The organism is Paractinoplanes hotanensis, assembly GCF_023717965.1.
In the GTDB taxonomy this organism is placed as follows: domain Bacteria; phylum Actinomycetota; class Actinomycetes; order Mycobacteriales; family Micromonosporaceae; genus Actinoplanes; species Actinoplanes polyasparticus.
Map to the genome: position 1 here is coordinate 241,556 of NZ_JAMQOL010000001.1, position 13,795 is coordinate 255,350.

Below are 13,795 nucleotides of genomic sequence, written 5' to 3' on the forward strand. Positions count from 1 at the left end.
ACGATGAGCGCCGTATGTCCGCTGGACGCACGCTTTCCGACGAGCACGTGGCCGCCATCGAGCAGGCGTACGCGCTGATCGAGGCCGCCCAGGGCGAGATGAACGCCGACGAGATCGACGCCGCGGCGCGTTCGATCGCCCACGCCGGCTGGGGCGACGTCGACGTCCTGCTGCACTTCGCCCGCGCGCTCGCCGTACGGGAACTGGGCGAGGACTACATCGCGCACGTGCAGGCGATGGTGCGCTGCGCCACCGGCCTCGGCAGCCCGGCGCTGCTCGCGCTCGCGCTCGGCGCCGGCGCGGGCCATCGGGTGCTGCGGCTCGACTCGGGCGCCACCAGTCCGTTCAACCAGGCCGCGTGCCTGCTCGACAACGCCGACGGGCCGGCCGTGCACCGGGTGGCGGCGCTGATCGAGGTCGGTCAGGTCGCCCACATGTGGGGCTTCTGGAAGATCGCCGTCGACTACCACGACCAGGCCGAACAGGCGCTCGAGACCGACCCCCGCTGGGCCGCGACCACGCGCCGGCAGCAGATCGTCATCGCGATCAACCGGGTCGATCTGGCCCTGGACTGGTGCTGCGCCCAGGCCATGATCGGGGACTGGGAGGGCGCAGCCGACCGGGCCCGGCAGGTCCTGCCCGGCTCGTGCGGCGTGGTCGGCGACGACTGGCCACCCAGCTGGATCCGTCAGTACCACGGCCACCGGCTCGTCCTCGCGGCGCTGGCCGACGCCGAGCCGGAGGACGGTCACGAGGTCGACGAGTCGCTCACCACGCTGGCCCGCGCGATCCGGGCGGTCGACCCGGTCGAGGCCGCCCGCCTCGCCAACGGCCTGCACGAGCAGTTTCCCGAGATGACCCCCGCTAACACCCGGCTGCTGGCGATGAGCCTCGCGGCGCGGCGGCCGGGCACGCCGGACGCGGCGATCCGGTACGGCGACGAACTGGCCCGGCTGCGCTGGAACGACCGCCTCGAGCGGATGGCCGCCATGCGCGACGCCATCGACGCCGAACGCCGGCGCCTCGAACACGAGCAGTTGCGCCGCGACGTCCTCACCGACGACCTGACCGGACTGGCCAACCGGCGCGGCTACCAGGCGTACGTGACCGGGAATCGCGGTGACTCCCAGTACGCCGTCATGATGATCGACGTCGACCACTTCAAGTCGGTCAACGACCGGTTCGGCCACGACGTCGGCGACCTCGTGCTGGCGGCCATCGGCGAGATCCTGGGTGACCTCGTACGGCCGATCGACCTCGCGGCCCGGCTCGGCGGCGACGAGTTCGTGGTGGTGCTGGCAGACGTGACCGCCGACGTCACCCAGGCGCGGGCCCAGGAGGTCGTCGACGCCGTACGCGACCACCCGTGGCCCGCCATCGCGCCCGGCCTCGCCGTGTCGGTGAGCGTGGGCGTGCACCACGGCGGCGCCGACCAGCTGGCGGGGCTGGCCGGCGCCGCCGATCGGCGCCTGTACGAGGCGAAGAGCTCCGGCCGCGGCCGAGTGGTCAGTCGCCCTTCACGTTGACGATCTGGCGCAGCGTGTGCCGCACCTCGACCAGGTCGTCCGCGTCCTGCATGACCACGTCGATCGGCTTGTAGGCGCCCGGGATCTCGTCGAGGAACGCGTCCGTGTCGCGGTACTCGATGCCCTTCATCGCCGTCCGCAGCTGCTCCCGCGTGAAGGTCTTGCGAGCCTTCGACCGCGACAGCTGCCGCCCCGCCCCGTGCGGCGACGAGTTGAGGGCGACCGGGTTGCCCTTGCCGACCACGACGTACGAGGCGTCGCCCATCGACCCCGGGATGAGCCCCGGCCGGCCCTTCTCGGCGTTGATCGCCCCCTTACGCGAGAGCCACACCTTCTTACCGAAGTGCGTCTCCTGCTCGGTGTAGTTGTGGTGGCACTGCACCCGCTCCAGCTCGCGCACCGGCCCACCGACGAACTCGGCGAAACAGTCCACGACGCGGTCCATCATCTCGTCGCGGTTGGCGAGCGCGAAGTCCTGGGCCCACCGCAGCTCGCGGATGTACGTCCAGAACTCGTCGGTGCCCTCGGCCAGGTAGGCGAGGTCCGGATCGGGCAGATCGATCCACCACCGCTCCATGGCGGCCTTGGCCACCCGGATGTGATGCGTGGCGATCTTGTTGCCCACCCCGCGCGACCCCGAGTGCAGGAACAGCCAGACCTGCCCCTTCTCGTCCGCGGTGACCTCGATGAAGTGGTTGCCCGACCCGAGCGTGCCCAGCTGGAGCTCCCAGTTGCCGGCGTACCGCCCCGGATCGAACCCGGCCTTCTCCGCCTTGCCGGCCAGCTCGTTCAGCCGCTTGCGCGCCGTGCCGCTCACGCTCACGTTGTACGACCCCGCACTCAACGGCACGGCGTTCTCCACGGCCGTACGAAGCTCGGCCAGCCCCGGCTTCAGCTCATCCCGGTGATACTGGGTACGCACCGCCGCCATCCCGCAGCCGATGTCGACCCCCACCGCGGCCGGAATGATCGCCCCCAGGGTCGGAATCACCGACCCGACCGTGGCCCCCTTGCCGAGGTGAGCGTCGGGCATGAGAGCGATGTGCGGGAAGATGAAAGGCAGCCGGGAAGCTTTCTCCGCCTGCCCTCGCGTCTCGGCCTCCAGCAGGCTGGCCCAGTTCACCAGACGCCCGTTGATCTTCTCCATCACCTCTGCTCCTTCCCGTTCGGCCCCGTCACGCTAGCCGCCCAAGATCGGCCACCGCCTCCGATTTACGCTTCCCGGGTGACGGACGCGCTGATCTTCGACTTCGACGGACTGCTCATGGACACCGAGTCGACGCTGCTGGAGAGCTGGCGCTACGAGTGGCGGCAACACGGGTTGGACCTGGCCGTCGAGGGCTTCTTCGCCGACCACGGCGGCGATGTGAACGAGCAGCGGTACGCGCGTCTGGCGGCTGCCGTGGGCGTGAGCTACGACCGTGCCCTCAGTCATTCCCGGCGTACGGCTTATCGGGAGAAGTTGCATGCCGGGCTGGAGCCCGCGCCGGGGATCCGGGACTGGATCGAGCAGGCGGCCGGGCTGCGGCTGGCCGTGGCGAGCAGTTCGCACGTCGACTGGGTGCGCGGAAATCTGGGGCGCGTGGGCCTGCTGGACGCGTTCGAGGTGATCGCCGGCGGAAACGAGGTGGCCGGCCACAAGCCCGACCCGGCGGTGTACCGGCTCGCGCTCGAACGGCTGGGTATCGGACCGGAGCACGCGGTCGCCTTCGAGGACACGCCGCACGGTGTGGCGGCGGCGCAGGCGGCCGGGCTGCGATGTGTGGCCGTTCCGAACGCGTTCACGCCCGTCACCCGCTTCGCCACGGCCGATCTGGTGCTGGCCGGCGCGGCCGGGAATCCACTGCGGACGGTCCTCGGCAAACTGTCGTAGCCGGCCTGTGTACTGTGCGCGCCTGTGCGAGAGAAGTTTCAGACGAAGGCATTCGACGTGGTGGCCCCTCTCCTCCAGCCGGACGAGCGGCCGATAACGGCGACGCGGGCGCTGGCCGGGTCGTTCACGGCCAGCCGGGCCGGCACGACGGTCGCCATGGGACTCAAGAATCAAGCGGGCGGGGCGTTGGTGGGCGCGATCCTCACCTCGGCCACCAGCAAGCAGTTCGTGGTGGTGACCACCGCGCGCGTGATCTTCCTGCCCCAGACGTTCATGGGCGGACCGGGCGCCGGCGTGCTGGGGCAGATTCCGCGCGACCAGGTGACGCTGGCCGAAGCCAAGCTCGGCGTGGTCAGCCTGATCCGCATCGCGTTCGGTGACGGGGGCGACGGGATCTCGTTGACGTTCCCCCGGATCGACAAGAAGAACGCCCGGGCCCTGGCCGACGCGCTCCGCGAGAAGCCGGCCGGCTGACGTTTCGCGGGAGGGGCCAGGCAGGGGACCCGGCCCCTCCCGCTTTATGGGGTGGGCAAAGCCTTGCGGGGTGGCTTCACGGGGTGGCTTTACGGCGTGGCGAAGCGCAGGATCCGGTCGTCGCCGTCACGGACGTCGCCGCGGCCGTCGGTGTTCGACGTCGTGAGCCACAACGAACCGTCCGGGGCGACCGCGACCGTACGCAGGCGACCGTACTCGTTCGTGAGGAGCGCCGCGGGTGTGCCCAGGCCGTCGCCCTCGATCGGGACGGTCCACAGGCGTTCGCCGCGCAGAGCGGCCACGTACAGGGTGTCGCCCGCGATCGCCAAGCCGGACGGTGAGGCGTCGCTCGTCGGCCACGTGACCAGCGGATTCGTGAAGCGGCCGCCGTCGGTGCCGCCCTCCCCCTCGACCTCGGGCCAGCCGTAGTTCCGGCCGGGCTCGATGAGGTTGACCTCGTCGAGGTCGTTCTGCCCGAACTCGGTGGCGAACAAGCGGTCGTCGCCGTCCCAGGCCAGGCCCTGAACGTTGCGGTGGCCGAGACTGTAGACCGGCGAACCGGCAGTCGGGTTGCCCGGAGCCGGTTCCCCCTCCGGGGTCAGCCGCAGAATCTTGCCGTTCGGGCTGGCCGGATCCTGCGAGTCGCCCGTCTCCCCGGCGTCCCCGGTGCCGACGTAGAGCAGACCGTCCGGCCCGAAAGCGATGCGGCCGCCGTTGTGGAAGCCGGCCTTGGCGATACCGTCGAACACAACTTCGGGCGCGCTCTCATTGCCGAGCCGGAAGCGCACAATCCGATTGTCGTCGGCGGCGGTGAAGTACGCGTAGACCCACTCGCCCCGGGCGGCGATCCCCAGCAGCCCGCCCTCGCCCGAGGCGGCGACGCCCGGAACCTCGTACACCGGCTGGGGTTCGCCCTCACCCGTGACCCGCAGGATGCGGCCGGAGTCGCGCTCGGCGATCAACGCGTCGCCCCCGGACAGGAAGGCCAGGCCCCACGGCACGTCGATGCCCGTGGCAATCTCTTCCGCGGCGCCGAGCGCGCCACCGCCGCTGCCACCCCCGGATGCGCCGGGCTGAGGACTCCGGGCGGGTTGGTCGGCCGGCTCGGCCGTGCCGCACGCGGCGAGGACGAACAGCGTGGCGGCCAGGGCGGCGAGTGCTCGCAAGATGATGCCTCCGTCGTCGGGATCTCCATACTGCTGCCACCCGGCGAAACTCCACCGAAAGACAGCCGTGCCTACGCAGACGCCCCGAGCGCCGAACGGGTTCCGCCGACCGCAAGCCTCCCGTCACGCCCGGGCTTCAGCCGGCGACCGTGCACATCTTGCGGCCGAGCCACGGATCGGGTCCCTGCTCGTTGATCAAGACATGACTCGCTCACGAGCCGCCGTCTCGGCTGCCGCGCTGGCTCTCGGTCTCGCTCTGTCGGGGGCCCTCCCCCTCCCCTCCACCGATTCGCTGCTCGCCCCACAGCCTGCATCCGCCCACGCTGCCGCGCCGCATGCTGCCGGGCCGCATGCTGCGGCTGCGGACCCGGCTGGGATCGGGCAGGCGATCGACGACATCCTGGCTGATCCGGTGCTGGCGGGATCACAGGTCGGTGTCGTGGTCGCCGACGCCGGCACGGGGGCGACGCTCCTGGATCGCGGGGGCGCGCGCCGGCTGCTGCCCGCGTCGAACGCCAAGCTGTTCACCTCGGCCGCGGCCCTGGCGATCCTCGGCCCGGGGCATCGGTTCGCCACCGAGGCCAGGGCTCTCGGCGTACGGTGGGACGCGTCACTGGCCGGCGACCTCTACCTGCGGGGCGAGGGCGATCCGGCGCTCACCCCGGCCGGGCTCGACGCGCTGGCCCGGGACGTGGCCGCGTCCGGGTTGCGCGAAGTGACCGGCGATCTGGTGGCCGACGACACCTCCTTCGACTCGCAACGGCTGGGGCTGGAGTGGGCGTGGGACGACGAGGCGTTCTCGGGGGCGGCTCCTGTCTCGGCGCTGACGATGGCGCCGGACAAGAACTATCTGGCCGGAACGGTGAACGTCAAGGTGGCTCCGGCGCCTGTGGACAGACGGCCGGCCCGGGTTTCGGTGAGCCCGCACAGCAAGCAACTCACCGTGGTCAACCAGGCGATCACGGCCCACGGCATCACACCCGTCTCCGTTACTCGCGGCCACGGCACCGACGTCCTCACGGTCACCGGCGCCATCCCGAAGGGCACGCCCGCGGTGGTCGAACCGGTCACCGTCCGGGATGCCACGGCCCTGACCGCTGATGTCTTCCGCCAGGCGCTGCGCCGTCACGGCGTACGGGTGAAGGGCAGGATCGTCACCGGCCGCGCCGCCCCGGCCGAGGCCGTCACGCTCGCGCGGCACCTCGGACCGCCGCTGCGAGATCTCGTCGCTCCGCTGCTCAAGCTGTCCAACAACGGCATGTCGGAGCTGCTCGTCAAGGCGATCGGGCGCAAGGCGGCCGGGGTCGGCTCGTGGCCCGCGGGCACCAACGCGGTGGCCGCCTATCTGGGCCGGCTCGGCGTCGACACCACCACGATGCGGCAGGTCGACGGGTCCGGGCTGTCCCGGCGCAACCTCGTGCCGCCCGGCGCGTTCGCCCGGTTCCTGGTCGCGGTGCGGGCCGAGCCGTGGTTCCCGGTCTGGTTCGCCGCCCTGCCGGTGGCGGGCCATCCCGACCGGATGACCGGTGGCACGCTGCGCAACCGGATGCGGGGCACCGTCGCCGCCGGCACCGTGCGCGCCAAGACCGGAACTCTCACCGGCGCCTCGGCTCTGTCCGGATACGTGACGACGCCGGGTCACCGTCCGCTCGTGTTCTCGGCGATCGTCAACAACCAGCTGTCACCGTCGGTCACGCCCGTCCTGGACCGGATCGCGGTTGCCCTCGCCGGTTATCCACAGGCCCCGGTAACTGTCGGCCCGTCCCTGTAGTTTCGCGGCATGCCATCGACCTCGCCGGATCTGTTGCCCGAGACCACCCGCGCGCTGCGCCACCGCCTGGCCGCCACCCAGGTTTCGGCGCGGGCGCCCTCCCTGGTGGCCGCCGTCGTGCGCGACGGCCGCCCGGTGTGGCTCGAGGGCTGGGGCAGCGTCGACGGCTCGCCCCCGGGTGGCGACGTGCAATACCGCATCGGCTCGATCACCAAGACGTTCGTGACGCTGCTGGCGCTGCGCCTGCGCGACGAGGGCCGCCTGGCGCTCGCCGACCCGCTCGACCGGCACCTGCCCGGCACGGCGGTCGGCGAGGCCACCATCGGCTCGTTGCTGTCGCACACCGCGGGCCTGGCCGCCGAGCCCCCGGGCCCGTGGTGGGAGCGCAGCCCCGGCTCGCTCCGCCCCGAGGTGGCTGACGTGCTGCTCGACCATCCCCTGGTGCACCCGCCGGGCCGGCGCTTCCACTACTCGAATCCCGGCTTCGCGCTGCTCGGCGCGCTCGTCGCCCAGCTGCGCGGCAAACCGTGGACGGAGGTGCTGGCGGCCGAGGTGCTGGAGCCGCTGGGCATGACCCGCACCGGCCCGCATCCGGCCGCTCCGCACGCCGAGGGCTGGGCCGTGCACCCCTGGGCCGACGTGCTGCTGCCCGAGCCGATCCAGGATTACGGTGCGATGGGCCCGGCCGGCGAGCTGTGGTCCACGGCAGACGACCTGGCCCGTTTCGCCGCGTTCCTGCTGGCCGGCGACGAACGGGTGCTGCGGGCGGACAGCCTGGCGGAGATGCGCGCCCCCGCCTCCGCGCCCGAGGTGAGCTCGTGGCAGTCGAACTACGGCCTCGGCACCCAACTGCTGCGCCGCGGCGACAGGCTGCTCGCGGGCCACACGGGCTCGGTCCCCGGCTTCCTGGCCACCGTCTGGGTGAGCCACGACGACGAGCTGGGCGTGGTCGCTCTGGCCAACACCACGGCCGGCATCCCCATCGGCGGCTTCACGGCCGACCTGCTCGAGCTGGTCGCCGACCGCGAGCCCCGCATTCCCGCCCCGTGGCAGCCGCTACCCCAGGTCGACGGCGCGCTGCTCGATCTGGCCGGCCCCTGGTATTGGGGCCCGGCTGCGTACATCCTGCGCCCCCTGGCCGACGGCTGGCTGGAACTGGGCTCGCTCGCCGGCGGCGACCGTGGAACCCGCCTGCGGCCCGCGGCCGACGGCACGTGGGTCGGCCAGAGCGGCTACTTCGCGGGTGAATCCCTTCGGCCGCAACGCGACGACAGTGGCGCCGTGACCCATCTCGACCTGGGCACGTTCGTCTTCACCCGGCGGCCCTACGACCCGGCCGCCGTCATCCCCGGCGGCATCGACGAGCCCGGCTGGCGCACGGGCAGCCCGACAAGCGCGTAGGCCCGGCGAACCGCACGGGCCCGGCAAAGCGCGCAGGCCAGCAAAGCGCGCAGAGCCGGCAGCCGGCGGCAGGAACGCCACGGAGCCGTCGCCCGCTGGGCGGGACGACGGCTCCGTGGCGTGTGGCGTCAGCTCTGGCGGCGCAGGGCGACGTCGATGGCCTCGATGATGCGCGGGCGCATCTCGGCGGCCTTGATGACGGCGTCCACCGAGCCGACCTCGACGGCGCGCTGGATGCTGTGGACACGGTCGAACTCGGCGGCCACCTCGCCCAGCTTCTCGGTGCGGACGGCGTTGCGCAGCTCTTCCAGCTCGGCGGCGAGGGCGCTGCGTTCGGCGCCCGCGGCGACGGCCAGGCGGGCCTCGGCCTCCTTGACCCGGGGGTCGGCGGCGGTGCGGCGGTTCACGTCGCCGGTGAAGACGACGGCCGCGGCGGGGGCGCCGCCCAGCACCGAGGCGAAGGAGCCCTCGAGCGCCAGCACGGTCATGTTCGGGTTCAGCATCTTCGAGAAGACCACGAACGCGCCGCCGTGGTAGCGGCTGATGACCGTGAAGATGATCGGGCCGCGGAAGTTGACGATGGCCCGGCCGATCTCGGCGCCGTACTCGAGTTGCAGCTTGCGCATCGACTCGGGTGAGCCGTCGAAGCCGGACAGGTTGGCCAGCACGACCAGCGGGCGGTTGCCCGACGCCGCGTTGATCGCCCGGGCCGCCTTCTTCGACGAGCGCGGGAACAGCGTGCCCGCCGTGTAGGTGTCGGGGCCGTCGGTGGGCGGGAAGCCACGCCTCGGCACCGACTGCGACTCGATGCCCAGCAGGCACACCGGGATGCCGCCGAGGTGCACGTCCTGCACCACCGCGGTCTCGGCGTCGGCCATGCCGGCCCAGCGTTCCAGCACCGCGTGGTCCTGGTCGGCGAGGGCGCGCATCACCACGCGGATGTCGAACGGCTTCTTGCGGTCGGGGTTGGCCGCCGGCGAGAAGATCTGCCCGACCGTGGTGAAGTCGCTGCCCGGCACGTCGTGCGGGAAGTCCGAGATGTCGCGGGTCACCGGGTCGGTGGTGGCGGCCCGCCGCGGGCCCGCCTCGCCGGGTACGACGTACGTGTGGTCGTAGTGGGCCATCAGCACCTCGCGGGCCGCCGCCAGGTTGGGCGCCCAGTACTGCGCCTGGCCGTTGGGGCCCATCACCCGGTCGTAGCCGCCGATGCCGAAGTTGTCCTCGGCCGACACGCCCCCGGAGAAGTCGAGCGACTGCTTGCCGGTCAGCACCATGGCCGAGTCCGGCGTCATGATCAGCACGCCCTTGGTGTGCATGAGCATCGTCGCCTCGGCGTTCCAGTACGGCTGAGCGCCCACGTTGATGCCGGCGACCACGATGTTGATCTCGCCGCCGTCCTGGGTGAACTCGACGATCCGCTTGAGGGCGGCCGCCACCCAGTCCATGTTCTCGGTGCCCGACTCCATCGAGATCCGGGCGCCGGCCGACAGGGCCCACCACTCGAGCGGCACCCGCAGCGACGCGGCGAGGTCGATGGCGGCGATCACGCGGCGGCACTCCGGCTCGGAGAGCGCGCCCAGGGCCTTGGTCGGGTCGCCGAGCAGCACGACCCGGGTGATGCCCTCATCGTGGCGCTCGGTCCTCGTGGTCACCACGCCGGCGACGAGCGCCGCCGTGTTGCGTCCCTTGGGCCGGTCGACCGGGACGAGCGTGTTGGCGGCGTCCAGGTCGTGCTCGACGAACGAGCCCAGCAGACCCGTCAGCTCGTACGGGTAGACGGTGTTGCGAGCCGCGGCGCGCAGCACCTTGAGGCGGTAGTTGTCGAGCGGCTCGATCGGCTCCTCGGCGGGCTCGCCGACGGTGAGCACGGGCGCGCCGGTCGCGTCGTTCGAGATGCGCACGGCCACCTTGGCCAGGGCGCCGGTCGACGGGTCACGGTAGCGGCCGATGAACAGGATCTCCTCGAGGCCCGCGCCCACGCTGGTCGGCAGGACGCGGCGGGCGATCATCTCCATCTCCTCGGGGGCGATGGAGATCGGCGGCCACACGTAGACGACGATCCGGTTGGTGCTGAACCGCTTGTCCGACGGCCGCTGGGCCTGCGCCCGGCGGATCGAGTCGAGGCAGGTGGCGATCGTCTCTTCCGCCGTGGGCAGCGCGACCAGCCGGCCGTCGTGCTCACGCAGCTCGGTCAGGTCGCGCACCTGGGCGAACGCCACGAGCCGGTCGTCGCCCGGGTTCTCGCGGGCGACGCAGCGGAAGAGGTAGATCTCCTCGTCCGAGGACGGCAGGCGGGTCAGGTCGAACTTGCGGAGGCGTTCGAGCTGCATGCGCTGCGCGATGTACGGGTGCAGGCCGCGGATCAGCCGCTCCTCGGTGAACCCGGCGCTCGACGGCCGCCACGTGAAGTGGTGGTGCATGACCGCGCCGCCGCGCCCGGCGACCGTGGTGGTGAGCCGGCGGACCGCCGAGGGCAGCGTGTGGGCGCTGACCACCTCGTGCAGGGCGGCCGCCATCGCGTCGGGATCGGTCGGCTGGCCCTCCCACGACAGGTAGATGTCGGCGTCGATCGCAGCGTCCGCGCTCAGCGCGGCCAAGCCGTCGAGCGCCTCGCCGAGCTGGTCGAACGGGACGGCGGCGGAGGCGATCCACGAGCCTTCCCGCTCGGCGACGAGGAACTGGCCGGCGGTGCGGACCCCGGTGAGGCCCTTGTTGCCGTAGTACCGCCGCGTCAGCACCTCGAGCATGACGGAGTTGTCGAGGTCGTGCCGCACGAGGCGCTGGCCCAGCAGGCGTACCAGCGGCTCGGTGCTGCGGACCATCTCGGCGATCCGCTCGGCCCGGTCGGGCGCGGCCGGCGCCAGGTCGAGGTGGCGCAGGTTCTTGCGGACGCCGGCGTAGACGCGGGCCCGGTTGCGCAGCAGCAGCGGCTGGCCGAACCACGAGAAGACCACGCCGCGGGCCAGGTCGGCCAGCGCCGGGTAGCGGACCTGGGTGGCCGCGATCAGCCGTTCCAGGGCCAGGCCGGTCGGTTCGCGCAGCGTCTCCTCCGGCGGGGAGGAGCGCAGCCAGGTGCGCAGCAGCGTCGCGACGAGGTTGGCGTCGGTCGCGGCCCGCTGCTGGGCCAGGAAGATCCGGAAGACGGCGGCCTCGAGCTCGGGCGTGCGCTCGAGCTCGGTGACGCCGTAGTGGCCGAGCGCCTTGGACAGCCGGGCCTGGAACGACTCGGGCAGGCCGGCCCGGTCGACGTCGAGGCTCTGCAGGTAGGTGTGGAAGTACTCGCGGGCGCTGCGCACGTGCGTGTCGCCCGGGCCCTCCTCGCCGGCCGGGCGGTTGCGGCTCAGCTCGGCCAGGTCGGCGAACACCTCGAGCAGTTCGACCTCGCCGGCCAGCGGGCGGTGGCCGGTCTCGGCCGCGGCGGCCAGGTAGTCGGCCAGCACCCGGCGCTCGTCCAGCGGGTCGACGTCGAAGCCGAGCAGCTGGCTGCGCAGGTCTTCCTGACCCTGGGCGGCGCGCCGGGCGGCCGACGCCTCGGCGGGCGCGGGGGGCAGGTCGATCTCGTGGGTGACGGCCGCCGCGTCCTGTTCGGCGTCGGCGTCGCCGATCGGCTCGAGGCGCAGCAGCGGCGCCCCCGAGTCGACCTTGGCACCGACGGTGACCAGGCATTCCTTGACGCGGGCCTTGAACGGGGCCCGGATCACGGCCTCCATCTTCATGGCCTCGAGCACGAGCACGGGCGCGCCCGACTCGACCTCGGCGCCGACCGCGAGCGGGGTCGCGATGACCAGCGCGGGCATCGGCGAGCGGAGCACGCCGCCCTCGTCGCGGCTGACCCGGTGGGTGACCCCGTCGACCTCGACCAGGTGGATCGCGCCGTGCGCGCCGGTGAGGATCTTGTGGCGGGAGCCGTTGACGGTGATCCGGCCGGTGTGCTCGTCGAAGCGTTCCAGCTCGACGTCGGCCAGGCGCAGGTCGGCGCCGGCCTCGATGCCGACGCGGAACCGGCCGGCGCCGACCCGGGCCACGCGGACGCGGTAGGTGGCGCCGCGCAGCTTGAGGTCGAGGGGACGGCCGCTCTCGTGACGCACCTGGGGGCGACCGCCGAACGCGGTCGACAGCAGGCGCTGCTTCTCGGTGAGCTCTTCCTCCTCGTACGCCTCGATGGCGGCCACGGCCAGCGCGACGGCGGAGTGCTTGTGCGAGACCAGGCGGCCCTCACCGCGTACGCGGTCGATCCACCCCGTGTCGGCCGAGCCGTCGATCACCTCGGGCTGGTCGAGCAGGTCGAGCACGAAGCTCTTGTTGGTGGCCCCGCCCTCGATGACGACGGTCGTCTCGGCCATCGCCCGGCGCAGGCGGCCCAGGGCCTCGTCGCGGTTTTTCCCGTACGCGATGACCTTGGCGATCATCGAGTCGAAGTCACCCGGAATGGTGTCGCCCTCGCTGACGCCCGTGTCGACCCGGATGCCCGGACCGGCCGGCAGGTCGAGGCGCGCGATCCGGCCCGGTGACGGTGCGAAGTCGCGGTCGGGGTCCTCGGCGTTGAGCCGGGCCTCGATGGCGTGCCCGCGCTCGGCCGGCGGCGAGCCGGTCAGGCGCCCGCCCGAGGCCACCTGCAGCTGGGCCTTGACCAGGTCGAACCCGGTGGTCGACTCGGTGATCGGGTGTTCCACCTGGAGCCGGGTGTTGACCTCGAGGAAGGCCAGCAGGTCGTCGCCGGGGTGGTAGAGGAACTCGACCGTGGCCGCGCCGCGGTAACCCACCGCGACCGCCAGCCGCTCGGCCGACGCCTTCAGCTCCGCCGCCCGCGCGGCCGGCAGCACCGGCGACGCCGATTCCTCGATGACCTTCTGGTTGCGGCGCTGCACCGAGCAGTCGCGCACGCCCAGCGCCCACGCCGTGCCCTCACCGTCGGCGATGACCTGCACCTCGACGTGCCGGGCGCCGGTGACCAGGCGCTCCAGGAACACGATGCCGCTGCCGAACGCGCGGGCCGCCTCCTGGCTGGTGCGCTCGTAGGCGTCGGCCAGCTGGTCGGGGTCGCGCACGACGCGGATGCCGCGGCCGCCACCACCGGCGGTGGCCTTGAGCATCAGCGGGTAGCCGATCGTCTCGGCAGCGGCCAGCGCGGCCTCGAGCGTCTCGACCGAGCCGCGGCTCCACGGCGCGACGGGGACGCCGACCTCCTCGGCGATCAGCTTGGCGCCGATCTTGTCGCCGAGCTTGCGCATGGCCTCGGGGCTGGGCCCGACGAAGGCGATCCCGATCCGCTCGCACAGCTCGGCGAAGGCCGGGTCCTCGGCGACGAAACCCCAGCCGACCCAGGCGGCGTCGGCGCCCGAGTCGATCAGCGCCCGTTCGAGCGTCTTGAGGTCGAGGTACGGACGGGAAGCGGCCGGACCCAGGTCGTACGCGATGTCGGCCTCGCGGACGAAGGTGGAGCCCCGATCGACGTCGGTGAACAGCGCCACCGTCTCGATCGGGGCGCCGGTCTCCGCGGCCAGCTCACGGACGGCGTGGATGAGACGCATGGCGGCTTCACCACGGTTGACGATGGCGATACGACTGAACACTCGAACGGGCC

General features: G+C 72.4%; 8 protein-coding genes. 5 read left to right on the forward strand and 3 right to left on the reverse strand.

The genetic code is table 11. The features are described from left to right. Positions 1-14: 14 nt before the first annotated feature. A complete protein-coding gene (locus tag LXN57_RS01140) occupies positions 15-1,526 on the forward strand; it encodes a GGDEF domain-containing protein (protein ID WP_251795942.1) in 1,512 nt (503 codons plus the stop codon). Here LXN57_RS01140 and LXN57_RS01145 read toward each other — a convergent pair. Next, on the reverse strand, positions 1,507-2,673 hold the full coding sequence (locus tag LXN57_RS01145; RefSeq protein WP_251795943.1) for an RtcB family protein: 1,167 nt from the start codon (positions 2,671-2,673) through the stop codon (positions 1,507-1,509). The genes LXN57_RS01140 and LXN57_RS01145 overlap by 20 nt on opposite strands. A gap of 78 nt (positions 2,674-2,751) precedes the next feature. Between LXN57_RS01145 and LXN57_RS01150 the strand changes: the two genes are divergently transcribed. Continuing rightward, entirely contained in the window at positions 2,752-3,399 is a 648-nt protein-coding gene (locus tag LXN57_RS01150) for an HAD family hydrolase (RefSeq protein ID WP_251795944.1), read from the forward strand. Positions 3,400-3,423: 24 nt separating this feature from the next. Next, positions 3,424-3,873 carry a PH domain-containing protein gene (locus tag LXN57_RS01155; protein ID WP_251795945.1) on the forward strand — a complete coding sequence of 150 codons (450 nt, stop codon included), beginning with the start codon at positions 3,424-3,426 and terminating at the stop codon, positions 3,871-3,873. A gap of 89 nt (positions 3,874-3,962) precedes the next feature. Here the strand turns inward: LXN57_RS01155 and LXN57_RS01160 are convergent, their stop codons facing one another. Further along, a complete protein-coding gene (locus tag LXN57_RS01160; protein ID WP_438872811.1) occupies positions 3,963-5,039 on the reverse strand; it encodes a PQQ-dependent sugar dehydrogenase in 1,077 nt (358 codons plus the stop codon). 202 nt (positions 5,040-5,241) lie between these two features. Between LXN57_RS01160 and dacB the strand changes: the two genes are divergently transcribed. Both dacB and LXN57_RS01170 read left to right on the forward strand, forming a co-directional pair. Next, on the forward strand, positions 5,242-6,810 hold the full coding sequence (gene dacB / locus LXN57_RS01165; RefSeq protein WP_251795946.1) for a D-alanyl-D-alanine carboxypeptidase/D-alanyl-D-alanine endopeptidase: 1,569 nt from the start codon (positions 5,242-5,244) through the stop codon (positions 6,808-6,810). Positions 6,811-6,819: 9 nt separating this feature from the next. Further along, positions 6,820-8,211 (forward strand): serine hydrolase domain-containing protein, encoded by a 1,392-nt coding sequence (locus tag LXN57_RS01170; RefSeq protein WP_251795947.1) that lies wholly within the window; start codon positions 6,820-6,822, stop codon positions 8,209-8,211. A gap of 128 nt (positions 8,212-8,339) precedes the next feature. Here the strand turns inward: LXN57_RS01170 and LXN57_RS01175 are convergent, their stop codons facing one another. Further along, positions 8,340-13,784 (reverse strand): ATP-binding protein, encoded by a 5,445-nt coding sequence (locus LXN57_RS01175; RefSeq protein ID WP_251795948.1) that lies wholly within the window; start codon positions 13,782-13,784, stop codon positions 8,340-8,342. Positions 13,785-13,795: the final 11 nt, after the last annotated feature.